The 23,471-nt window shown below is 64.9% G+C and carries 19 protein-coding genes; 7 read left to right on the forward strand and 12 right to left on the reverse strand.

The features are described from left to right. The first annotated feature begins 94 nt into the window (after nucleotides 1–94). From ACQY5B_RS16835 to ACQY5B_RS16850, 4 genes are read left to right on the forward strand one after another with little or no spacing between them, the layout of a single operon-like run. Nucleotides 95–2,116, forward strand: coding sequence for an ATP-binding protein (locus ACQY5B_RS16835; protein ID WP_420328403.1), 2,022 nt, complete (start codon nucleotides 95–97; stop codon nucleotides 2,114–2,116). After that, nucleotides 2,113–5,907 (forward strand): eCIS core domain-containing protein, encoded by a 3,795-nt coding sequence (locus ACQY5B_RS16840; protein ID WP_420328401.1) that lies wholly within the window; start codon nucleotides 2,113–2,115, stop codon nucleotides 5,905–5,907. Before ACQY5B_RS16835 ends, ACQY5B_RS16840 begins: the two co-directional genes overlap by 4 nt. Nucleotides 5,908–5,921: 14 nt before the next feature. Then, entirely contained in the window at nucleotides 5,922–6,914 is a 993-nt protein-coding gene (locus tag ACQY5B_RS16845; protein ID WP_420328399.1) for a tetratricopeptide repeat protein, read from the forward strand. After that, complete coding sequence (locus tag ACQY5B_RS16850) at nucleotides 6,911–9,373, forward strand: hypothetical protein (protein ID WP_420328398.1); 2,463 nt, start codon at nucleotides 6,911–6,913, stop codon at nucleotides 9,371–9,373. Before ACQY5B_RS16845 ends, ACQY5B_RS16850 begins: the two co-directional genes overlap by 4 nt. 285 nt (nucleotides 9,374–9,658) lie before the next feature. Here ACQY5B_RS16850 and ACQY5B_RS16855 read toward each other — a convergent pair whose 3' ends face one another. Beyond that, nucleotides 9,659–10,540 (reverse strand): LysR family transcriptional regulator, encoded by an 882-nt coding sequence (locus ACQY5B_RS16855; protein WP_420328396.1) that lies wholly within the window; start codon nucleotides 10,538–10,540, stop codon nucleotides 9,659–9,661. A gap of 92 nt (nucleotides 10,541–10,632) precedes the next feature. On the opposite strand from ACQY5B_RS16855, the gene ACQY5B_RS16860 reads away from it, so the two are divergent. Next, nucleotides 10,633–11,517 (forward strand): M24 family metallopeptidase, encoded by an 885-nt coding sequence (locus ACQY5B_RS16860; protein ID WP_420328395.1) that lies wholly within the window; start codon nucleotides 10,633–10,635, stop codon nucleotides 11,515–11,517. Here the strand turns inward: ACQY5B_RS16860 and ACQY5B_RS16865 are convergent. The 7 genes from ACQY5B_RS16865 to ACQY5B_RS16895 form a co-directional block, all read right to left on the reverse strand. Continuing rightward, nucleotides 11,421–12,125, reverse strand: a complete 705-nt coding sequence (locus ACQY5B_RS16865) for an IS6 family transposase (protein WP_420328394.1) — start codon at nucleotides 12,123–12,125, stop codon at nucleotides 11,421–11,423. The genes ACQY5B_RS16860 and ACQY5B_RS16865 overlap by 97 nt on opposite strands. A 157-nt stretch (nucleotides 12,126–12,282) precedes the next feature. After that, on the reverse strand, nucleotides 12,283–13,209 hold the full coding sequence (locus ACQY5B_RS16870; RefSeq protein WP_420326889.1) for an electron transfer flavoprotein subunit alpha/FixB family protein: 927 nt from the start codon (nucleotides 13,207–13,209) through the stop codon (nucleotides 12,283–12,285). Next, entirely contained in the window at nucleotides 13,209–13,967 is a 759-nt protein-coding gene (locus tag ACQY5B_RS16875; protein ID WP_305971667.1) for an electron transfer flavoprotein subunit beta/FixA family protein, read from the reverse strand. Before ACQY5B_RS16875 ends, ACQY5B_RS16870 begins: the two co-directional genes overlap by 1 nt. A gap of 33 nt (nucleotides 13,968–14,000) precedes the next feature. Further along, a complete protein-coding gene (locus ACQY5B_RS16880; protein WP_420328392.1) occupies nucleotides 14,001–14,840 on the reverse strand; it encodes a sugar phosphate isomerase/epimerase family protein in 840 nt (279 codons plus the stop codon). Continuing rightward, nucleotides 14,840–15,991 (reverse strand): dihydrodipicolinate synthase family protein, encoded by a 1,152-nt coding sequence (locus ACQY5B_RS16885; RefSeq protein WP_420328391.1) that lies wholly within the window; start codon nucleotides 15,989–15,991, stop codon nucleotides 14,840–14,842. The genes ACQY5B_RS16880 and ACQY5B_RS16885 overlap by 1 nt, the downstream gene beginning before the upstream one ends. A 14-nt stretch (nucleotides 15,992–16,005) precedes the next feature. After that, on the reverse strand, nucleotides 16,006–16,776 hold the full coding sequence (locus ACQY5B_RS16890; RefSeq protein WP_420328389.1) for a 3-ketoacyl-ACP reductase: 771 nt from the start codon (nucleotides 16,774–16,776) through the stop codon (nucleotides 16,006–16,008). After that, nucleotides 16,773–17,939 (reverse strand): acyl-CoA dehydrogenase family protein, encoded by a 1,167-nt coding sequence (locus ACQY5B_RS16895; RefSeq protein ID WP_420328388.1) that lies wholly within the window; start codon nucleotides 17,937–17,939, stop codon nucleotides 16,773–16,775. The genes ACQY5B_RS16890 and ACQY5B_RS16895 overlap by 4 nt, the downstream gene beginning before the upstream one ends. 109 nt (nucleotides 17,940–18,048) lie before the next feature. On the opposite strand from ACQY5B_RS16895, the gene ACQY5B_RS16900 reads away from it, so the two are divergent. Then, nucleotides 18,049–19,062 carry an aldo/keto reductase gene (locus tag ACQY5B_RS16900; RefSeq protein ID WP_420328386.1) on the forward strand — a complete coding sequence of 338 codons (1,014 nt, stop codon included), beginning with the start codon at nucleotides 18,049–18,051 and terminating at the stop codon, nucleotides 19,060–19,062. Beyond that, entirely contained in the window at nucleotides 19,059–19,514 is a 456-nt protein-coding gene (locus ACQY5B_RS16905) for a MaoC family dehydratase (protein WP_420328384.1), read from the forward strand. Before ACQY5B_RS16900 ends, ACQY5B_RS16905 begins: the two co-directional genes overlap by 4 nt. On the opposite strand, the gene ACQY5B_RS16910 is transcribed toward ACQY5B_RS16905, so the two are convergent. From ACQY5B_RS16910 to ACQY5B_RS16925, 4 genes are read right to left on the reverse strand one after another with little or no spacing between them, the layout of a single operon-like run. Beyond that, nucleotides 19,505–20,776 carry a glycerate kinase type-2 family protein gene (locus tag ACQY5B_RS16910; RefSeq protein WP_420328383.1) on the reverse strand — a complete coding sequence of 424 codons (1,272 nt, stop codon included), beginning with the start codon at nucleotides 20,774–20,776 and terminating at the stop codon, nucleotides 19,505–19,507. The two genes, ACQY5B_RS16905 and ACQY5B_RS16910, sit on opposite strands and share 10 nt — an antisense overlap. Further along, complete coding sequence (locus ACQY5B_RS16915; RefSeq protein ID WP_420328381.1) at nucleotides 20,776–21,087, reverse strand: Dabb family protein; 312 nt, start codon at nucleotides 21,085–21,087, stop codon at nucleotides 20,776–20,778. Before ACQY5B_RS16915 ends, ACQY5B_RS16910 begins: the two co-directional genes overlap by 1 nt. Before the next feature lie 4 nt (nucleotides 21,088–21,091). Beyond that, the gene (locus ACQY5B_RS16920; protein ID WP_420328380.1) at nucleotides 21,092–21,877 is read right to left on the reverse strand and encodes an enoyl-CoA hydratase/isomerase family protein; all 786 of its coding nucleotides are present in this window, start codon (nucleotides 21,875–21,877) and stop codon (nucleotides 21,092–21,094) included. Next, on the reverse strand, nucleotides 21,874–23,454 hold the full coding sequence (locus ACQY5B_RS16925; protein ID WP_420328378.1) for an acyl CoA:acetate/3-ketoacid CoA transferase: 1,581 nt from the start codon (nucleotides 23,452–23,454) through the stop codon (nucleotides 21,874–21,876). Before ACQY5B_RS16925 ends, ACQY5B_RS16920 begins: the two co-directional genes overlap by 4 nt. Nucleotides 23,455–23,471 lie beyond the last annotated feature (17 nt).

Genomic DNA, 23,471 nt, shown 5'->3' on the forward strand with positions numbered 1-23,471 from the left:
GAATCCCCCCCCTCCCCCCGATGCCTTCGCGCGGTCCCGACGTGTTACGCCGCCAGCAGCGATGTCACTCCCGCCGCAGGACCCAGCCACGCAGATGTCGCTCTGGTTGACCGCAGCCGCCCTGCGGCTCTGCGACTGGGTGGCGCGGGAGCATCCCGCGCTTGGTCTCCACCACCCGTTCCTCGAAGGATATCGCGCCGCCGCCGAGGCCGCTTTGCCAGGCGTTCCGACCACCGCCTGGCCAGCGCATTTGATCAGCCGCGAAACCGACGCCCTTCCCTTTGCCCGGACCGCCGACACTCTGGCCTTGACCGACACGCAACGCCTGGCCTTTGCGCTGGTCGCCTTGGCCGAAGAAGACGCGCGCGTCGGCGCATTTCTGGTCGAAGCGCAGGGAGGCGGCGCGCCCTACCCCTCGATCGAGACGCTGGCGCGGGTTCTGTCCGATGGTCCCCCCGCGCTCGGAGCGGGCTGGGATCTCGTAGCGCCGTTGATCGCGGCGGGTCTCTTGATACCAACCGAAAAGACCGGACCACGGGCGCGACAGACCCTTGCCCCAGAGCCCCTTGCCTGGGACCTGATACGCGGGGCGGCGCTACCGGCCTGGCCAAAAGGGGTCCGTCTGCGCGCCAAGTCGGCTGCAAGGAAATGCGATGCCCTGGCCTACAACCAGTCGTTCCGAGACCAGCTGACGCGGGTGCCAGCCGCAATTGCCGCGATCAATGCGCCCCTGATCGTCTTGCACCACATGCCCGGTGCGGACATCGAAGAGATCTCGGCCAGCCTTGCCCTGACAATGGACCGCAACCTGCTGATTGCCGGAACTGCAAACAATGACAATGCCAAGACGATCGGCGCTGCGGCGATACTATGCGACGCGATCCCGCTGCTGAGTTGCGATCTGGGACCCGGCGAAACGCTGGAGCCGCCCGAACTGGGGCGCTGGATCGGCCCGGTGATCCTGTCGATGGGCCAGTCAGGGGGCCTTGACCCGTTATCCGCCGCACGGGCGATCACGCTCACAGTGCCATTTCCGCGTGCCACGGACCGGGCGCGTGCCTGGCTTGAGGCCTTCGAAGAGCGCCCTGTCACGGGAATGGAGGAAATCCGCGACGGTTTCCAATTGCCCTTGGGCTATGTGCGACGCGCGGGCCGCGCCGCGGCCTCGGCGGCGACACTTGCCGGGCGCGCCACGATAACCCCAAGCGACGTTCAGGTCGCGGCACGCGCGCTTGGCCGCGAGCAGCTTGACGGCCTGGCCGAATTCATGCCCGCCAGCGACGGATGGGGAGACCTGATCACCCCCGGACAGACAAGGGCGTTGCTCGACGAACTCTGCGCCCGTTGCAAGAACCGCGAAAGGCTGCCGCACCACCTTGGCACCGCGCGGGATGGCTCTGCCGGGCGCGGTGTCCGCGCGCTCTTCACCGGGGCCAGCGGCACCGGCAAGACACTGGCCGCACGGCTTCTGGGGGGCGCGGTGGGGACGGATGTCTACCGGCTGAACCTCGCCGCCGTCGTCGACAAGTTTGTAGGCGAGACCGAAAAGCGGCTGGACCAGATCCTGGCGCAGGCCGAGGCGCTGGACGTGATCCTTTTGGCGGATGAAGGCGACGGTCTCTTGGCGCAGCGCACTGACGTGCGCTCTTCCAACGACCGCTTTGCAAATCTCGAGACGAACTTTCTCTTGCAACGCCTTGAAAGCCATGAGGGCATCGTCGTCGTCACCACCAACGCCCCGGACAATATCGACAGCGCCTTCCAGCGCCGTATGGACGTGGTGGTGCCCTTCCCGCGCCCCTCGGCCGAAGCGCGTCTTGCACTTTGGGAACTGCACCTTCCCGACAACCACGCCGTCGACCCCGCCCGTCTGCGCGATTTCTCGACACAGGCCGCGCTCACGGGCGGCCAGATCCGCAACGCGGTGCGCGCCGCCGCCAGCATCGCGCTGAGCGAAGGTGGCCCGATCGACGCCGAAGCCTTGCGCCGCGGGCTCGAACGCGAGTTGCAGAAGGCGGGCGCAATGGGGGGGCTCGCCCCGGGCAGGGGTGGGAGCGGCGCGCAGACCACACGCCTCTCCGCCTTTGCGAAGGCCCTGAACGGAGAAGGATCATGACTCACAAATCTCGGCGCCCGGCCAGAAAAGTCACCTCGGGCCCTGCACCTTCCAAGGGTTCATCCCCCTCCAAGCCCGCAAAAAGCGGCGCCAATGCCACCCAAGGCCCGGCCTTCGCGATCCCGGGTGTTCAGACCAAGCTCGCCGTCGGAAAAGCCGACAGCCCCTTTGAACGCGAAGCCGACCGGGTGGCGGACACGGTGATCCAGGGCGGCAGGGCTCCGGGCATTACCCCCCTGCCTGCGGGCGGTCTCGGCGCGCATGCGCAACGTGCCAGCGACAAGGAGGAAACCGAAACCGAGGAAACCGACAAGGCGGAAGAAGAACAGGACACCCAGGCCAAGAAGACCAGCGAAGAAGAGGAAAAGCCCGACGCGGAACCGGCCCAAACCAAGATGGCGGGTGGAGAGGAAGAGGAAGAGGCGGCACAGGAGAAATCCGGGGAAGGTGAAGAAAAGGAGGAGGAAGAGGAGGCCGCGCAGGCCAAGTCCGTCGAGGGCGAAGAGGAAGAAAAAACCGCCCAGCCCAAGGTCCAGGATGAGGGCGAACAGGAGACCGCCCAGAAAAAGACTGCCGGCGCTGAACGCGATCGCTCGGTCGCGCAGGAGGCGGTCCGGACCCCAGGTCGGGGCGACGAACTTGCAAGCGAGGTCCGCGGTCCGATCGAACGCTCGACCGGCGCCGACCTGAGCGATGTGCAGGTGCACCAGGACGGCCGCGCAGCCCGCGCCGCAGAAAGCATCGGCGCCCGCGCCTTTACCCACGGGCGCGACATCTGGCTTGGCGCTTCGGAAAGCGCGCGTGACACGCGGCTCATGGCCCATGAGGCCGCACATGTGATCCAGCAGACCGGGACCAAGGCAAAAAGCGGCGCGGCCCGTGCCCGACAAGGCCCCTCGACCCCGGGGCCTTCGATGGCGCCAGCCATGGGTCGGGCAGGCCCGGCCCCGCTTCAGCGCGCCAAGAAGAGCGCCGCTGCCCCCCCAGCTGCACCGGCAGGTCCCCCCACCGGTCCGGCAACGGTGACTGCTGGCGGGCATTCCGCCACGCTGGCCACTAGCGCCGAGAAATCCGCGCTGACCGTCAAGGACATCCGCCTGCCCGCCGAAGCGAACAAGCAGTCGGTGTCCGGCCCGCTGAAAGCGAAGCGCGAAAAACGGACCTCGGCAGAAAGCAAGCAACGTTCTATCTGGAAGAGCAAAATCAAGGTCGACGCCAACAAGATAAAGCTCAACCAAGACGAGGGCGTCGAATCCAAGAACGGAACAAAGCGCTTTTTTCTGAAAGTCGCCAACCAAAAATCCTACGTCATCGGCACCCCCGATCAGATCGCGGCACAATCGCTCATCCCCAACTGGGCCAAGACCGGCAAGAACGAGATCTTTGAGGTCGACCACATCCACGAGGTCCAGCTGTCGGGCGACGCCAGCGCGATGAGCAATTTTCAACTGCTGGACCCGGCCACGAACGGTGCTTCCGGCTCTGCCATACAGGCCGAGATACGCAAGAAGATCGCGGCCGCCGCAACGAAGCTGAAGGCCAAGGCCACAGCGGACGGTGTCCACCCCGCCTTGATCAAGCAGCTCGACATGGATGCGGGCGACCTGAAGTCCACTTTCAAGGACGTCACTTTCCAGACTGTCTCCGCCTCGCCCCTGAAGCTTTCGAAATCACGCAACAACTTCTGGCTTGTGAGCGAAATCCAGGACGCAAAGCACATCAACACGCTGAAACAGCTGACCAAGGCGGAGGCAAACAAAGCCGATCTGGTCGGCAGCAACACCAACATTCTGGTCATGCTCGGACGCGGCGCAGGCAAACCGCGACGGATCAACCTTCCAGGCGGGCTGGAAAGCCTGCCGACCGGCAAGCCCAGCTTCAAGAACCCCAAGGGGCTCAACATTACCGGCGTTCAGGGCACCAAAGACGGGATCACCAGCTTCACGGTCGATCCACACGGCAAAGCCCCGAAGATCGACTCGAAAACGACACAGGCCACGCCCTCGATGCTGGGCGGAGACCCCTTTTCCTATTCCCTGATCGATCTGAGCGCCGCGCTGAAGAACAACGTCAAGATGGTCGGCATGAGCCCGATCGACGTCAAGGAATCCGCGATCGAAAATGACCGGCTGGTGACGCGGGCGGTCCTGTTGCCGACATCGAAGATCTTTCGTGACGGGCTCGGGATCGACTTGGCGATCAACGGACACCGGCTTGAGCTGTCCAAGACATTCTCGGGCGGGGATTTCGACCTGCCGGGACCGATCAATGTGACCGGCAGCGAATTGACGCTGACTGCTGGCGCCGGTGCGGGAGGTGCGTCGCTTTCGGCCACGGGCAAACTCGAATTCGAGGTCGAGCGTGTCGGCAAGGGTTATCTTGAAGGCATGGGCCGGATCGGGGCCGAGGCCGGGTTCTCGGTCAAGGGCGGGTTCGAATTCGACCCCGCGCTCTTCAAGGGGGCCAACGCAAAGATCGACGTGGCGTATGCCAATGACAAGTTTACCGGGAAAGGCACGCTGAAAATCGGGTCCGATCAAATCAAGGGCATCCAGTCCGCGACCCTCAACGTCACCGTCGAAGATGAGACCTGGGAGGCGGCGGGAACTGTCGTGCCCAAGGTTCCGGGTGTCTCCGAAGGTTCGCTTTCAATGAAGTTCGACCCCAAGGGCGGGTTCGAGATCGCGGGCGAATTGACCCTTGGCAAGGGGATACCAAGGCTGAAGAGCGGCAAGCTCAAGGCCAAGCTGGTCAAGGAGAGCGAGGCCTACAAGCTGTCGGGAAGCGGCGATGCCGAGCTTGATATCCCCGGCGTCGCCGCCAAGCTTTCGGCCTCTTACGATGATGGCAAGTTCAAGGCCGAGGCCAGTGCCGGTTATGCGCGCGGGATTGCATCGGGCAAGGTCACCGTCGGCGCGACGAACATGCCCGTCGACCCGGAAACCGGCAAGGTTTCGGACGGCGACCCGGGCGATGCCATCACCATCTTCGGCTCGGGTTCGGTCACGATCAAGTTCACCCCCTGGCTGCAGGGCACCGCGGGATTGACGATCAAGGCAGACGGCTCGATGGAGGTCAAGGGCAAGGTCGAACTGCCCGACAGCATCGAGGTCTTCCCCGAGAAGAAGCTGGAGAAAGAGCTTCTGTCGGTCAGCGCCGACATTCCGATCGTCGGGGTCGCGGTCGCGGGCCAGCGGATCGGGATTTTCCTCAACATCACGGGCGGGCTCACCGCCAAGGCCTCGATCGGCCCGGGCGAGTTGAAAAACGTCTCGGTCGAAGTGACCTACAACCCCGAAGACGAAAGCTCTGCCAAGATCACCGGATCGGCGCGGTTCGAGGTGCCGGCCGAAGCGGGCCTGAGGCTGACCATCCAGGGTGCCCTTGGGGCCGGTATTCCGGTGGTTTCGGCCCGCGCCGGTCTGGAACTGGGCGCCGAACTTGGGGTCAAGGGGCTGGCCTCGGCCAATGCCGAGGTCGAATGGACGCCATCGACCGGCATCTCGATGGAGGCAGACGTGGGCGTCAAGGCCTCGCCCCAGTTCACCTTTGACATCACGGGCTTTGCCGATGTGAAGGCAGACCTCTGGCTGACCACGATCGAACTCTATTCCAAGAGATGGAAGCTGGCCTCCTTCACCTATGGCTCCGGCATGGAGGTCGGCGCCAAGCTCAAGGTGAAGGTCGAAAACAACGAGGTGAAGCCGATCTCGATGAACGACGTCGAAATTACCAAACCCGATATCGACCCCATGCAACTCGCCAAGGGCGTGATCAAGCAGGTCGTGTGATGGAGGATCAACAAATGAGCGAACCACAATCCGCAATCGACCGCAGCCGCCAGTTCAACAATGCCGCAGCGATGCTGCACATGAACGGCGAGGCCGAGGCAGCGCGTGCGCAATACGAAGCCGCGCTGGAAGCCGACCCGGAAAACGCCTCGGCGCTGAACAACCTTGGCTTCCTGCTGGCGCAGGAGGGGCAAATCGACGAAGCGATCGAAGCCTATGACTCCGCGCTCCGGCTCGATCCCGAGAACGTCACATGCCTCACCAACCTTGCCTCGGCCCGGGCCACACAGGGCGATCTGGAGATGGGCATGACGCTATTGGCGCGTGCCCTGGACATTGCGCCCGATGACCAGCAGGCCTGGGCCAACCTTGGCCGCCTGTCGCTGGCTGCGGGCGCGTTGGAGCAGAGCGAGAACGCCTTTCGCAACGCGATCTCTCTGTCCGAGCCAAACGTCGACCACCTGGTTCAGCTTGGCGCGGTGATCGCGGCCCGGGGCCGGTACGCCGAGGCGATCGAGGTGCTGGAAGCCGCCTGCGCGCTCGACCCGGCCGACGCGGATGCCTGGCGCCAGCTTGGCGTTGTGCGTTTCGTGCGCCACGATTTCGGCTCGGCCCTGGAGGCGCTCGAGTCCGCGCGACGTCTTGCGCCCGAGGACGCCGAGGTACTGCGCCACCTCCATCTCACCAACATCGCCTGCGGAAAGCGGATTGAGGCCGAGGCCGCGCTGAACACGCTGTTGAGGATCGCGCCCCACAGCGCGGGGCCGCTGACCGATCTCGCGATCATGCGCCTTGACCAGGGTGCCTTTTCGGCGGCCGTCGAACTACTGACATCTGCTGCCAGCAAGAAAGATGCCGGAGCGCGGACGCGCTTTTACCTGGGGCTTGCGCAACTCCTTGGTGACCAGCGTACCGAGGGTACCGCAACGCTGAAGGCGCTTGCGGCAGAGGGCGGTTCCTACGGCGAAAGGGCGCTGCAACAGCTTGACGATTTCGGGGCGGCATGACGGCGAAGCACGACATCAGGGCCTGGCGCAATTGCCACGCGGGTGAAACGATCCTCGTCTGCGGCTGTGGCGCCTCGCTAACGGACCTCACGAGCAAGCCCGAGATCACGACGATCGGCGTGAACGACATCGGGCGGCACTTTGATCCGGACTATCTCGTCGTGCTGAACCCCAAGTCACAGTTCAAGCCCGAGCGGTTCGCCGCAATCGAGGCCACGCGCGCGCGTGCCGTCTTCTCGTCCGTCGCCGGCTTCAGCTTGCCGGGGGTGGAGGTTGTGCCGCTGCGCCTCGGCAAGCGCGGAGGAACCGAGGTGTCCCCCGATGGGCGCATCCCCTACACCCGGAACTCGCCCTATGTCGCACTGACGCTTGCGCTGTTCTTCGGAGCGAAGCGCGTAGGCCTCCTTGGGGTCGATTTCACCGAAGATCATTTCTTTGGCAAGACCGGCCCCCATCCGCTCGCCCGCGAATTGCGCGCGATCGACAAGGAGTACCGCAGGATTTTCGAATTGGCCGCGCAGAATGGCGTCGAGATCGTGAACCTCTCGCGCCGAAGCCGCCTGAGTGCTCTTCCCAAGGCCGACCTCGCGGGTTTCGTGGCGCCCCGCAGAACGCCGACGCGGGTCTTGCACATCTCTTCGACCAATTGCGCCGGCGCGATCTGGAACCTGCACCGACTGATGCAGGCCGACCCGCGTTTCGAAAGCAGGGTTGCAACCGCCTCACCCGTGACCCGTGGACGGTCCAAGCCACGGACCTACCCCCATGATCTGCTTTGGAGCCAGAAAACCGCCGTGCGGGCCGAGATCGAACGTGCCGACATCTTGCATTTCCACAACTTCGTCGATGCGAAAAGCCCGACTTTGTCGCAGTTCGCGGGCGCAATGCGCGGCAAGCGTGCGGTGCTGCAGGTCCACAGCGAGCCCGCTGTGCTCGCCCCGCATTTTCGAGGGCGCGACCCGGTCACACGCACGGACATTCCGGTTCTGGTCATTGCCCAGAAACACGCGCGGTTCTACCCGCGGGCGACGCCGGTGCTGAACGCGATGGATCCGGCGCGCTTTACCCCGCAGGGGGCGAACAGCGGTTTTGGCGGCGCCCTGCCCCGCGTCGTCTTCACGCCTTCTGACCTTCACGACTATCCGCAGACCCCACCAACCTGCCGTGGCAAGGGCTATCGGGCCACGCGCGCAATCCTCGAGCGGTTGGCCCGATCGGGTAAGATCCAGCCGGTCATCGGCTTCGATCTCAGCCATAGAGAGGCGCTGGCCCTGTCGGCGGACGCCGCGGCCAAGATCGACGAGTGCGTGACCGGGGGCTACCACCTGACCTCGCTGGAAGCGCTGTCTCAAGGCTTGGCAACCTTCGCCTGGCTCGACGAGACCACCCGCCACCTCCTTGCCAGGATGACAGGATCCGACGAGACCGCGCTGCCCTGGGTATCCGTCAAACTCGACGCGCTGGAGGCCAAGTTGACCGAGATGGCGCATGCGCCCGAGAGCTTTGCCAAGGCCGGCGAGGCCGGTCGTGCCTGGATGCTGCGGCACTGGACACCGAATGCGGTCCTCGACCCGATCCTCAAGGTGTATGAAACGGAGACGTGCAGGGGCGTGCGCCCGGTTCGGTCACCCACTCGCGCCCCGGTCTGTGCAACCGGTCCCGCCCCGGATACGCCTAGCGCAGACGGCGCCGTGCGGGGCCATGTCAAGGGATCGAAACACCCCAGACGGTCAGAAGACTTTGAGCAGCGTGTCTACCTTTCCGCCAAGCTGCTTGCCGCCCGCGGATCGGCGCAAGGCCGCGTCGCTCATGTTCTGGGCAACGGGCCTTCGCTTGCAGACATAGATCTGGCGCCCCTGCGGGGGGACATCGTGATCGGTGTCAACGCCGCGCAGATCCTGGCGTCGCGCCTTGGGCGCGCGTTTGATTACTACTGTGTGTCTGACCGCCGCTTTCTGGCAACCTCTGAGGGTCACGAAATGGCCAGGGCCGCGAAGAACGCAACCCGGGTCTTTGCGGGCTATTGCGCGGGTTTCCTGAAGGACGAGGCCGAGATCAACTATGTCCGTATCCTGCCCGGAGATGGCGCCTCAGACGATCTTGCCAGCGGGCTCCACCACGGCTGTTCGGTCGCACTGTTTGCGGCCCAACTCGCGGCCTGGCTCGGGGCCGATGAGATCCGCCTGCACGGGATGGAGTGCAACTACGATGCCGGGCGTTTCTATTCAGGTGCCGGGTCCAAGGCCCGCAGGCCCGATCCCGGAACCTACCCGCGCGTGGCCCGGTCGGCGGAAGCCCTGGCCGCCCTCCTGGCCCGAAGTGGGCGGGTTCTGAGCGTTTCCGGCCCCTCCCGCCTTACCGGGTCTTTCGGCTCCCCCGCGGTCCAGGGCATCAAGGCCGTTCCCGTTGTGCACAGTAGGGCGCACCCGAAGGTCGCCCAAGCGCACGGGGAGGATTGAGCGTGTCCGGGAACATGGCCCTATCGCGCACCCTGCCTAGCCGGCCCGATGCACAAGGATTGCTCGGCGGAAGGGAAGATCAGGACCGGGCCGGCAGCCCGGCTTGGCCAAGAGGACATTGCGGTTTTTTTTGCTGCCGTAGCTGCATGGGCGCGGGCATGTCTTGCAACTGATCGCGGGCATGTCTTGCAACTGATCAAAGCAATCCTTTGCAGTGGGCAGGCAACGCCTTGGCCGCGGATGCAGCAGAACTGCAAAAAACTTCGGAAAAGGTTGTACGCCTGATCAATCGACACTCGACAGGAACCTGGCGAAATCTTCGACGTGCTTGCGAATGGGGCGGCCCGAACGATGCACGAGGAAGTACCCTTTACCCGTCACGTCGCGTTCTTCGCCAAGCGGCATGAGCGCCCCTGACGTTATCTCGTCTTTCAGCAGCGCGGAACTTGCCAGGGCGATACCGTCGCCCGCGATCGCCCGGCCGATGGACTGGCTGTAGGTCTGGCAGACCTCTCGTCGCAGCTTCGACAGAACGGATGTGTCGTGACGCTTGAGCCAGACCTCCCAGTTGATCCAGTCCGGTGCGATGCGGTGATAATCCAGCAGGCTCAGCCTTTGCGGGTCGGCCTTGAAGGCGTCGAAACGGGCCGGGGACAGCACGGGTGTCAACGCCTCTTCCATGATCCTCGCGCCCTGCCAGCCATCGGGCGGCGCGCTGGCATAGATGATCGCAAGGTCGTGGTCGTCGGAGAGCAGGGTCGCCGGGTCATCCGACACGACGGTCTCGACCGGGCAGGACGTTTCGCTGATGGCAAAGGCCTTGATCCGGGGGAACAGCCAGAAGACCGAGACCGCGTTATTGGCCGCAATCCGAACGGCAGGGTTGGCGGGCGACCTCACCCCATCCAGAGATGCGTTGAGATAATCGAGCGCCATCGCCACCGGCTCGGCCAGCTTTGCGCCGGTTGGCGTGGCCGTCAGGCTGCGCGCGCCGCGTTCGAACAAGGGCGTGCCAAGCCAATCCTCAAGTTGCTTGATCCGTTTCGAGACAGCCGCCTGCGAGACATAGAGCTCGGACGAGGCCGCGGTGAACCCGCCGTTGCGCATGACCGCGTCGAAGAAGACCAGCGTATCCAGAGGCGGCAGGGATTTTCGGGACCGTTCCATTCCTTTTGGTTATCCAGATGCACGATTTTTTCACGCGTTTACCGAGACCTTGAGTTAGCAGAAGTTGCGCTGAAAACGCAGGAGATCACGACATGGCGAATCTTGATTGGCACGCAGAGCGCAGCGATCTGTCCGGTATTGCACTTCTTGATCGCGCCCCCGAAAGCGAAGGCATCGACCTGCGGGCCGTGCGTCTCTACAGGCAAGCGCGGGTGCGGCGCGAGATGGCGCGCCACGGCGTCGACGCGGTGATCCTGTCGGACCCGGTCAACATCCGCTACGCGACCGGTGCGCGCAACATGCAGGTCTTTTCCCAGCGCAACGCCCCTTCGCGCTACTTGCTCATGACAGAGCACAAATCCATCCTCTTCGAGTTCACCGGCTGCCTGCACCTGGGCGAAGGCTTTGAGACGATCGACGAGGTACGCCCGTCCAGGACCGCCAGTTTCGTCGCGGCGGGGCCGGAGATCGCGGCACGCGAAAAGACATGGGCGATCGAAATGACCGCCATCATCACCGAGCTTGTCGGTGCCGGGGCCACCGTTGGGCTGGAGCGTCTGAACGCGGGTACGGCAATTGCGCTGAAAGCCTGCGGTTTGAACATCGTCGATGCGCAACAGCCCGTGGAAATGGCCCGCGCGATCAAGTCGGACGAAGAAATGAAATGCGTGAACGCCTCGCTCCGCGCGACGGAAAACGGCGTGGCGAAGCTGCGCGCCGCCATCCGTCCCGGCATGACCGAGAATGAACTTTGGTCCGTGCTGCATCAGTCGGTCATCGCGCAGAACGCCGATTACTGCGAAACGCGCCTGCTGAACGCCGGGGCGTGTGGTGTCAGACCAATTCTAACCGGTCTCACCAAGGGCAGGATGGCTGCCCCTTATGCCGCGCAGAGGCCACGCCACTCGGAGAGAGCAGCGGCGCGGTTGGCCTTGAAGATGTCCCGGCTTGAGAGGCCGCGTTCCTGGTTGAAATGATTGTAGACGGAGGCATGCACAGAGGCGAATTTCTGCAGACTTCGCATGCGCCGGAACCGGAGCATCGCCCGCTCGCGTCGTCGAAACGGAAGATGGGAATTCTCCGCCCGATTGTTCAGCCATCGGCCGGTTTCTTGTCGATCCTCGGCCCCGATTTCCTTCAGGGCGGCGCCATAGGAACGGAGCTTGTCCGTCACCAGGGCGTCTGACCGGCCGTGGTTCTTCATCGCTTTCTTGAGGAATTTCAAGGCGGCCTTCTTGTCACGGGTCTTGGTCACGAAGCTTTCCAGCACCTCGCCCTCGTGATCGACAGCACGCCATAGATAATGCGTCTCGCCGTTTATCTTCACGAAGATCTCGTCGAGATGCCATCGCCAGCGGCTTGATCGCATAGCCTCGATCCGCCGTTTCCGGATCTCGGCAGCAAACATCGGCCCGAATCTGCGCCACCAGAACCGGACGGTTTCGTGGCTGACCTCGACGCCGCGCTCATGCAGAAGATCCTCGACGTTCCGAAGCGAAAGCGGAAACCGGATGTAGAGCATCACGGCCAGCCGGATGATCTCGGGACTGGTCTTGAAGTACTTGAAAGGGTCGCGCTTTGCCATCCCGAGACGCTAATCAGGCCCCTGCTCCGCAGCAAGCGAAGTTCCTTTGACACCACCCCTGGCGGAGATATTGCCCGAGATCATCGGACGTTGATTCGCAAAGGGCCCGCCAAAGGTGGCGGGCCTTTCCGAACGTTCGGGGCGTGTCGCCGCCGTGTCACAGCTTTTCGGTCAGGGCCGGGACGGCCTCGAAGAGGTCGGCGACAAGGCCGTAGTCCGCCACCTGGAAGATCGGGGCCTCTTCGTCCTTGTTGATGGCGACGATGACCTTCGAGTCCTTCATGCCGGCAAGGTGCTGAATCGCACCCGAGATGCCGACCGCGACGTAGAGGTCCGGCGCCACGACCTTGCCGGTCTGGCCCACCTGCCAGTCGTTCGGCGCAAAGCCCGAGTCGACCGCGGCGCGCGAGGCACCGACAGCGGCGTTCAGCTTGTCCGCCAGCTTCTCGATGATGGCGAAATCCTCCTGGGACCCGACACCGCGGCCGCCGGAGACCACGACACCGGCCGAGGTCAGCTCGGGGCGGTCGCTTTCGGCCACCTTGTCCTCGACCCATTCGCTGAGGCCGGGGTTGTCGCCCGCTGCGATCTCTTCGACAGCCGCCGAACCGCCGGTGGCGGCCGCGTCGAAGGTCGAGGTGCGGAAGGTGATGACCTTGGTCGCGTCCTTGGACTTGACCGTCTGCATCGCGTTGCCGGCGTAGATCGGGCGGACAAAAGTGTCGGCGTCCACGACCTCGGTCACGTCGGTCAGCACCATCACGTCCAACAGCGCGGCGACGCGGGGCAGGATGTTCTTTGCGTCGGTGGTGGCGGGCGCCACGACGTGGCTGTAGTCGCCGGCCAGCGAGGCGATCAGCGCGGCAACCGGCTCTGCCAGGCGGTGACCATAGAGGTCATCCTCGGCGACCAGCACCTTGGAAACGCCCTCGATGGTGGCGGCTTCGTCGGCGGCGGCCTTGGCAGAGGCGCCGGCGGCCAGGATGGTCACGTCGCCCAGGGCCTTGGCGGCGGAGACGGTCTTGGCGGTGGCGTCCATCGCCAGCGCGCCGTCGTTGATCTCGGCAATCAGCAGAACGGCCATCACACGATCCCCTTTTCTTTCAGCTTGGCGACAAGCGTATCGACGTCCGGAACGATCTCGCCTGCGGCACGTGCCGCCGGTTCACCGGTCGAGACGATTTCGAGGCGCGGGCTGACGTCGACGCCGTAGTCCTCGGCGGTCTTCTCATCCAGCGGCTTTTTCTTCGCCTTCATGATGTTGGGCAGCGAGGCATAACGCGGCTCGTTCAGGCGCAGGTCGGTCGAGATGATGGTCGGCATCTTGACCTTGACGGTCTGCAGGCCGCCGTCGACCTCTCGGGTGACAACCGCGTGGTCGCCCTCGACGTCGACCTTGTTGGCATACATGGCCTGCGACCAGCCCAGCAGGGCGGACAGCATCTGGCCGGTGGCGCCCAGGTCGTTGTCGATGGCCTGCTTGCCGCAGAGCACGAGCCCCGGCTCTTCTTCCTTGACGATGGCGGCCAGGATCTTGGCAACGGCCAGCGGCTCGATGTCGGTGTGCACGTCATCGGCGGCCACGACCAGGATGGCGCGGTCGGCGCCCATGGCCAGCGCGGTGCGCAGGGTTTCCTGGCTCTGCTTGACACCGATCGAGACGGCGACGACCTCGTCGACCTTGCCGGCTTCCTTCAGGCGGATCGCCTCTTCCACGGCGATCTCGTCGAAGGGGTTCATCGACATCTTCACGTTCGCCAGATCGACACCGCTGCCATCCGCCTTCACGCGGACTTTCACGTTGTAGTCGATCACGCGCTTGACGGGCACAAGGACCTTCATCTGCGTTCTCCTGTTTGAAATCCGTGGAACCGCCTAGCAGACGGTCCTGAAGCGCTCGACGATCACGTCCAGCACCTCTTCCGGAGGTCGTTGCCACCACTCGCGCGAGAAGATCTCGACCTCGCACAGCCCCTTGTAACCGGCGGTCTCCACAGCGCTGCGAATCCCTTTCAGATCGGCCACACCATCACCCATCATGCCGCGGTCGAGCAGCATGTCGCGAGTGTCTTCGAGCCAGTCGCAGAGGTGATACCCGAAAATGCGACCGCGCGCGGCAGAGAGCGTCTCGGCCAGGGTCCGATCCCACCAGACGTGGTAGACATCGACCGCAACGCCCACATTCGCCGTCCCGATCTGGTCGCAGATCTCCAGCGCGTCGCGCACCGTGAAAAGCACCGTGCGGTTGCCGCCGAACATCGGGTTCAGGGGCTCCAAGGCGAGGGAGACACCGCAATCGGCGGCATGTTCTGCATGACGGGCGACGCGCTCCGCCAGTCGCTTGTGGCTGTACTCCAGCCCCTTGACGCCGGGTTCCGTTCCACCCGTGACAATGGTCAGCACCGGCGCGCCCAGATCCGCCGCCATGTCGATGGAGGCCGTCACCTCGGCGTCGCTGCCGGCCTCGCGACCGGTGAGGTAGGGCGTGCGGCAAAGGCCCACGACCTGCATGCCGGCGGCACGCACCCGGTCGCCGATCTCGACCGACCGTTTTCCGATCTCGCGGCTCCAGAAGACGATGCCGCCGTAGCCACGCGCCGCACAGGCGTCGACCACCTGTTCTGGCGAAAAACCGGCACCATGACCTTCTAGGTTGTGCCCGAGCGTCGCGGTGTTCAGCGCCAAGGCCGAGTGCTCGGAAGAGAAATCGCGCATCAGGCGACACCGTGGAGAGCGAGCAGGCGCTTCATCCGGGTCACCGCCATCTCCGGGTCGCGCAGCAATCCACAGCCATCAGCAAGGCGGAAGATCTCGGTGAAATAGGGCAAGGGCCGCATCGACTGGGCGCCATTCAGCATCACGAAATGATCCTGGAAGCCGTTCAGCCAGGCCAGGAAGACCACGCCGGTCTTGTAATATTGCGTCGGCGCGCGGAAGATCAGCCGGGCCAACGGCACCGTCGGGTCGAGTGTGGCGCGGAAGCCCTGGACATCGCCCTGCCCCAGCAGGTTCACGGAATGGGCCGCGGCCGGGGCCAGCGGGTCAAAGATGCCAAGCAGCGCGTGGGAATAGCCCTGGTCGTCGCCTTCGATCAGTTCGGGATAGTTGAAATCGTCGCCAGTATACATCTTGACGCCCGCAGGCAGGCGGCGGCGCAGTGCGATTTCCTTGTCCTTGTCGAGCAGCGAGGTCTTGATCCCGTCGACCTTGGCGGCGTTCTGCTCGATGATCGCGACGACCGTTTCAAGGGTCTCTTCGAAGGTATCGTTGCCCCAGTAGCCCGCCAGCTGCGGGTCGAACCTTTCTCCTAGCCAGTGAAGGATTACCGGGTGGTCACAGGCCGACAGGATCTCGCCGTAGATTCGGATGTAGTCGTCGGCGGAAGTGGCGACACGCGCCAGGGCGCGGCTGGCCATCAGGATGATCCGCGCGTCCAGCGCTTGGATCGCGTCGAGCTGCTCCATGTAGGCGTGCTTCACGTCATCGAGCGATGTCGCGTCCGCCGGGTCGAGGTGATCGGTGCCGCAGCCGTTGGCGACCAGCGCGTCGGGCAGTTCGTTCCTGGTGCGTCGGATCAGTTCCAGCGCCCCGCCCCAGTCGAGCCCCATGCCGCGCTGTGCCGTGTCCATCGCTTCGGCAATGCCAAGACCCAGCCCGTGCAGGTGGTGGCGGAAGCGCATCGTCGCCTCCCAATCCACCGTCGCCGTGCCGGAGGGATCGTTGGCAGTGAAGGGATCGGCCACCACATGCGCGGCGGAATAGACCACGCGGGCCGGATCGGCGGGCAAGCGCGCCTCGGCGACCGGGGTGCCGGTCAGCGCGTGATCGGAGAGGACACCTTTTTCATCTGGCAAGGCGATTTTCATGGGGCGCGGTCCTTTCAGAAACGGGGGACGAGCATGCCGGCGTCGGCGGCGATCACCTGGCCGGTGGTATAGGGCAGCTTGCCCGCGGCAAGCGAGGAGATGATGGTGCCCATTTCCTCGGGTTGGCCGACACGGGGGATCAACGTCAGGCCAGCCCTCGCGCGCTCTTCGTATTGCGCGATCACCGGCGCTGTCATCTCGGTGGCGATCAGTCCGGGGCGGACGTCGTAGACGGAGATATTCTCGCGCCCCAACCGCACAGCCCAGGCCTGCGCCGACATCGCGGCGCCGGCTTTTGACACGCAGTATTCCGAGCGCGGTTCGGCCACGGCGGTGGCATTGGACGAAGTCACGTTGACCACGGCGTGAAACAGCGTCAGATCACGGTCGCGCGCCAGCAGGCGGCGGGCGAAAGCCTGGGTCAGGAAGAACGGCGCCTTGGTGTTGACGGCGAGGCAGCGATCGTAGCTGGCCTCGCTCACCTCCAGCGGGTCCCCGCGCTGCATGACGCCGACGCCGGCGTTGTTGACCAGCGTCGTGAGCGGGCCAAGCGCGGCCTCGATTTCGCCCAGCACGCGGTCATGCGCGGAAAGGTCGGTGACGTCCATGGCCACGGCGTGCACGGGCCCGCCCTCGGCGCGCACCGTTTCGGCGGCGGCCTTGAGTTCCTCGTCGTCGGCCGGTCCGTTCACCGCGACGGCAAAGCCCTCACGGGCCAGCGCCACGGCTGCGGCGAGGCCGATGCCCCTGCTGGCGCCGGTGACGAGCGCGACGTTCCGGGTCATGCGGCAGCTCCCTTGGCAAGAAGTTCCCGCGCGATGATCATGCGCTGGATCTGGTTGGTTCCTTCGTAGATCTGGGTGATCTTGGCATCGCGGTAAAGCCGCTCGACCTCGAAACCCCGGATATAGCCCGAGCCGCCGAAGACCTGCACCGCGTCCGCCGTCCGGGCCACCGCCATGTCGCCGGCGAAACACTTGGCCATCGAACAATAGCGCGTGGCGTCCGCGCCGGTATCGATCTTGTGCGCGGCGTTGTGGACCAGAAGGCGTGCCGCTTCCACGTCCTTGGCAATGTCGGCGAGCAGCCATTGCACGCCCTGGAATTCCGCGATCGGTTTCTTGAACTGCTTGCGTTGCTGGGCGTAGTCCACCGCCGCTTCCAGCCCGGCCTGGGCGATGCCCACGGCCAACCCGGCAATGCCGACACGACCCTTGTCGAGCACGCTCATCATCATGTGGAAGCCGCGACCTTCCTGCCCCAGAAGCGCATCTGCAGGAAGCTTCACCCCGTCGAAGTTGAGGGCGCCGACCTGGCTGGCGCGCTGCCCCATCTTGTGTTCCTTGGGCCCGCGCGAAACGCCAGCGGCATGCAGGTCGACGATGAAGATCGACATTCCGCGATGCCCGGCCTCGGGATTTGTGCGCGCCAGGACAAGTCCGACATCGGCCACCGGCGCATTGTGGATCCAGATCTTGCCACCATTCAGAACCCACCCGTCGCCATCGCGCACCGCCGTCGTGCGAATGCCCGACACGTCGGTGCCCGCCTCAGGTTCGGTGATGCAATAGGCACCGCGCATCTTGGCCGCCAGCAGGCCGGCAAGCCACTTGTCACGCTGCGCATCGGTGCCGTGCTGGACCAGCAGGGTCGAAAGCAGTTCAACCAAACCGCATTGGTCGGCCACGCTGGCATAGCCGCGGGACAGCTCCTCCATCACCACGGCATAGGCCACCGTGTCGAAGCCCGGCCCGCCCATGTCTTCCGGCACGCCGATGCCGAACAGGCCAAGCTCGCCCATCTGATCGTAGATCTCGTGCGGGAATCGTTCGTCGCGGTCAAGCTCCTCGGCCAGTGGCTTGATCACCTCGTCGGCAAACTGGCGCGCCATCTCGCGCACCTGGGTGTGGGTGTCGGACAGGTACATCCCGCTCTCCTCAGTAACCATTTAGTTACTTATAGCGTCGACTCGCCTACCGGTCAAGACAAATGGAAGGCTTGATTTCACGTGCTAATCATGCACTATATAACCATATAGTTACTTACGGGAGGATCCCATGCAACCCGACGCCAAGGAAAAATTCGGACGAGTCGACCTGGAGGTGACGCCCTTCGGATTCGGCACCGCGCCCATCGGCAACATCTTTCGCGAGATCGACGAAGAGACTTCCGACGCGATGATCCAGGAGGCCTGGAACCAGGGCGTTCGCTATTTCGACACCGCGCCGATGTATGGCCACGGTCTGTCGGAGCTGCGCACCGGGCATTCGCTGCGTTGGAAGAACCGCGACGATTTCGTGCTTTCGTCGAAAGTGGGGCGCATCCTGAAACCCGCCCGCAAGCAGGACATCGACTATGCGCCCTGGACCAATGCCGGGCGCTTCACCATGCATTTCGACTACAGCTACGATGGCACGATGCGCAGCTTCGAGGACAGTTTGCAGCGGCTGAACCTGGAACGCATGGACATTTGTTTTATCCACGACATCGACGTCTTCACCCGTGGTAACGAACAGCCCGAGGTATTCAAACAGGCGATGGATGGTGCCTGGAAAGCGCTGTCGGACCTGCGCGACCAGGGTGTCGTCAAGGCGATCGGTGTTGGCGTGAACGAATGGGAGGTCTGCCACGCGGCCCTGCAGCAGCGCGATTTCGACTGTTTCCTGCTGGCCGGCCGCTACACCCTGCTGGAACAAGAGGCGCTCGACGGTTTCCTGCCGCTCTGCGAGGAACGCGGTGCGGCGGTGGTCGTCGGCGGCGGCTTCAACTCCGGCATCCTCGCCACCGGCGCCAAGGAAGGGGCCAAGTACAACTATGCCCCTGCTCCCGAAGAGATCATGGATCGCGTCCGCAAGATCGAGGCGGTCGGCGCCGAGTACGGCGTGCCCCTGCCCGCCGCCGCGCTGCAATTCGTGACCGCGCATCCGGCAATCCCGACCTTCATGGCCGGCACCCGGACGGTCGAGCAGTTGCAGCAGAACCTGGCCTGGTTCAGTCATCCGATCCCGCCGGAGTTCTGGGCGGATCTGAAGTCCAAGGGCTTGCTGCGCGAAGATGCGCCGACGCCGTGAACCATCGCATCCTGGGGCCCGGCCGCCATGGCCTGGCCCGGCTGGCCGTGGGTGACCGGATCGTCTCCGGGCGCCGCACCGTGACCACAGACCTGATCGACACCTTTGCCGAGATGACCGGCGACCGGTTCGAAATCCACATGGACCGGGCGGCCGCAATCCGCCACGGTTTCGCCGATCGGGTCGCGCACGGCCTACTGGTCCTGTCGCTGGTCGACGGGTTGAAGAACCAGGCCGACGCACAGTTCGACGCCGTCGCATCACTTGGTTGGGACTGGCAGTTTTCGGCGCCCGTTCTGGCCGGCGACAGCGTCGGCGCAACGATCACGGTCAAGGATCTGCGCCTCACGTCAAACAGCCAGCGAGGCATCGCGACGCTGGAATTCGACGTGACCAATCAGAACGGCAAGACCGTTCAGCGCGGCGAAAACCGCCTGATGATCTATGTCTGAGGTCGGACCAGGATCGCCCGGAAGTCGTTGACGTTGGTGCCCGTAGGGCCCGGCACGAACAGGTCGTCGATTGCCGCGAAAGCCCCCCAGGCGTCGTGGCGCGCAAGTGCCTCCATCGGATCGAAGCCTGCTGCGCGCATCCGCGCCGCGCTGCTGCCATCGGCAAAGGCGCCGGCGTTGTCCTCGGACCCGTCGATCCCGTCAGTGTCCGCCGCCAAGGCAAGCACGTCCACGCCCGCCACGGCGCGTGCGAATGACAGCAGGAACTCGGTATTGCGCCCGCCGCGCCCGCCTTCGCCGCCAAGCGTCACGGTGGTCTCGCCCCCCGAGAGGATCACGATCGGAGCGGTGAAGGGCCTGTCTCGCAGGATCACCTCACGCGCCATCGCCGCGTGCATCAACCCGATGTCCCGCGCCTCGCCCTCTACGGCATCGGAAAGGATCACGGCGGGTATGCCCTGCGCCTCCGCCGCATGGGCTGCCGCCTCCAGGGACAGGGCCGCCGAGGCGATCACCCGCGTTTCCGACCGTGCAAAGACAGCATCGCCCGGGGCGGGCGCACGGGCGACCTCGCCGGTCAGATAAGCCGCGACGCGCGGCGGCAGGTCGATGCCGTAGGTGGCCACCAACTGACGCGCCTCCTCCAACGTCACCGAAGACGGCACCGTGGGGCCAGAAGCAACTTCGGCGGGATCGTCGCCGGGCACGTCCGAGATCACCAGCGACAGCAAGCGGGCGGGACAGGCGGCGGCAGCGAGGCGCCCGCCCTTGATCCGGCTGACGTGTTTGCGGATGGCGTTCATCACGGAAATGGGCGCGCCTGAACGTAGCAGCGCCGTGTGCAGCGCCCGCTCGTCCTCCAGGGTCAGACCTTCGGGCGGTGCCGGCAGAAGCGCCGAGCCGCCACCGCAGATCAAGGCGACAACCAAATCGTCCGCCGTCAGGTTTGACACCGCCTGCAACAGCGCCCGCCCCGCAACCTGTCCCGCCTGGTCCGGCACCGGGTGCGCCGCCTCCAACACGCGGATACGCTTGCACGGCACCCCGTACCCGTAGCGGGTCACGACGACGCCTTCCAACGGGCCGTCCCAGAGCCGCTCGAAGGCGGCGGCCATCTGCGCAGCACCCTTGCCTGCCCCGATCACCACCACCCGCCCCTTGGGCCGTTCCGGAAGATGGTCGCGCAGCACCGCCTCGGGGTCGGCCGCGCGGACCGCGGACCCGAACAGGCCGGTCAGAAAGGCCTTGTCTTCGGGTCGCATCACAACTCGATGTCGCAGACAAAGACGCCCTCGGGGCCGCCTTCCAGGTGGGCCACGATGTCGCCGCCGATGGCCTCGTGTTCCCGGTCGGCAAGGTACCTGTCGCGCACCTCCACGTCGCGGAAATCGAACCAGAACATGTCGCGGAAATCCCGCACCAGGGGCGTCTCGACCGAGACGTTCCTGCGGTGCTGGAAATCCTCGATCCCGTCGATATGGCCGCTCAGCCCGGCGAGCCGGTCATAGAGCGCCTGCTTGGTGTCGTCCGTCACATCGCCGCGGAACCGCAGGTGCACCAGGTGTCGGATCATGACGTCAGTCCTTCTTGTCGGAAAAATCGGGCGCACGCTTGTCGAAAAAGGCCGAAACGCCTTCCCGCAGCTCTGCGCTTGCCGCGGCGACACGGCCGGCAAGCGCTTCGAGGACCCGTTCGCGTTCCTCGCCCTCGGCGGCATTGATCAGCATCTTGGTCAGTTCCGTGGCGCGCGGCCCGCGTTTCAGGATGGTGGCCGCCACGTCCAGTGCACTTTGCAGCCCCTCACCCGATGGGGCCACCGCATCGACGATGCCCAGGCTTTGCGCCTCTTCTGCCGTGAACACCTCCCCCATCAGGGCCATGCGCCGTACGGCGCGCGCGCCAAAGCGGCGCACCGCCCGCTGGGTACCGGACCATCCCGCGATGATCCCCAGCCCTGCCTCGGGCTGGCCAAGTTTCACATGCGCCTCGGCGATCCGCGTATCGGCGCAGGCAGCCAGTTCCAGCCCACCGCCCAGGGCGTGCCCGTTCAGCACCGCGATCACCGGTTGGCGCAACCGGGCCAGCCGGTCGAGCGCCTCATGCCCGTCGCGCACCCAGTGCCTTCCGAAACTCAGCGGATCCTCACCCGACCAGGCGGCGATATCCCCGCCGGCGCAGAACGACCGGCCTTGACCGGTGAGGATGAGCACGTCGATGTCTTCCCGTCGCTCGACCTCCCGGCATGAGGACCCCAGCGCATCCATCATGCCGGCATCGAGCGCGTTGCGCTTTTCCTCGCGGTCGATGCGAAGGATGCCGATGCGCCCCTCGACGGTCAGCGAAAAGGCCTCAGGACCGCTCATGCCCGGGCCAGTGTCAGGTTGATCGGTTCCGGACGGAACAGGCTGTCGTCCATCACCTTCAGATCCTCCGCCACCCGCAGTTCCGTCGCGGCCTGGTCGACCACGTCGCGCTGCACGTCCAGCCCCGGCGCGATCTCCGTCACCGTCAGCCGCCCGTCGATCAGCCGGATCACGCAGCGTTCGGTCACAAAGGTCACGTCTTGCCCCTGCTCGACTGCGCGTTCGCCCGAGAAAGACACCTGGTCGACGGCATCGACGAACTTGGCGATCTTGCCCTCGGCGTCGATCAGCAGCTTGCCGTCCTCCAGCCGCATCTTCGACCCGGCATTGAAATTGCCAGAGAAGACGATCTTCTTCGCCCGTGCGGTGATGTCGACAAACCCCCCTGCCCCAGCGGTCCTGTGCGGCACGGCCGAAAGGCGCGAGACATTGACAGACCCGTCGCGCCCGACTTCCAGGAAAGACAGCAGCGACGCGTCGAAGCCCCCGGCCTGAAAATAGGCGAACTGGTGCGGCGAGGCGACGAAGGCTTGGGCGTTGGCGGAACAGCCGAACTTGAAGTCGAGCAGCGGGATGCCGCCCACGGCCCCCTGTTCGATCATCCAGGTGACGGCGCCGTGCAGTCCTTCCTCGACCAGGATTCGCGGCACGTTGGCCGAAATGCCGAAGCCGATATTGACAGCCCAGCCGTCCTTTAGCTCCTGCGCCACGCGCCGGGCGATGACCTTGCCGACGTTGAACTCCGCCGGGCGGAAGGAGGACAGCGGCCGGATCAGTTCGCCCGAGATCGCCGGGTCGAATTCGGTGGCCGTGGTCTGAAGCTGGTCGGATGCCTCCACCACGGCATCGACCAGGATGCCCGGCACCGCCACGTCATGCGGTCGGATCGAGCCGTTCATCGCCACGCGCTTGACCTGGGCAATTACCAACCCGCCATTGTTTCGCGCCGCCAGCGCCATTTCCATAGCGCCCAGGTAGGCGCCCTCGTGCTCGAAACTCAGATTGCCGCGCTCGTCGCCGGTGGTGGCGCGGATGATCGCCACGTCCGGGGCCATGGCAGGGAAATACAGCCATTCCTCACCCTCGAAGTCCCGTTTCGAAACGATCGGCGCGGCGCGCGCCGCGTCGTTCATCGCGCAGCCTTCCTGATCGGGATCGACGAAGGTCTTCATCCCCACCTTGGTCAGCACGCCCGGGCGCTTTGCCGCGGCTTCGCGGAGCATGTCGAAGACGATGCCGGAGGGCACGTTGTAGGCCTTGACCTTGTTGGCGGTGATCAGCTGCCAGATCAACGGCGGCTCCGCCTTGGTCGGGCCCGACGGATAAGAGCCGCCGATGATCCGCGTCAGCATCCCCTCCTTGGCGATATGATCGACTCCCTTGGTGCCGAACATGTCGCCGGCCGCAATCGGATGGATAGAGGTCAGGTTGCGCGGCGCACCCTCGGCATCGAACCGCGCGCCCAGAGCGGCGAGGACCGCATCCGGGCAACACAGTCCGCTCGACGAGTTCACGGCCACAACCGAACCGTCCTGAATACGGCCCACAGCCTCTTGTGCATTCGTGACTTTTGACATCTCCGGTTGCCCCTTAG

Origin of the sequence: Antarctobacter sp., assembly GCF_965277915.1 — a bacterium.
Lineage (GTDB): Bacteria > Pseudomonadota > Alphaproteobacteria > Rhodobacterales > Rhodobacteraceae > Antarctobacter.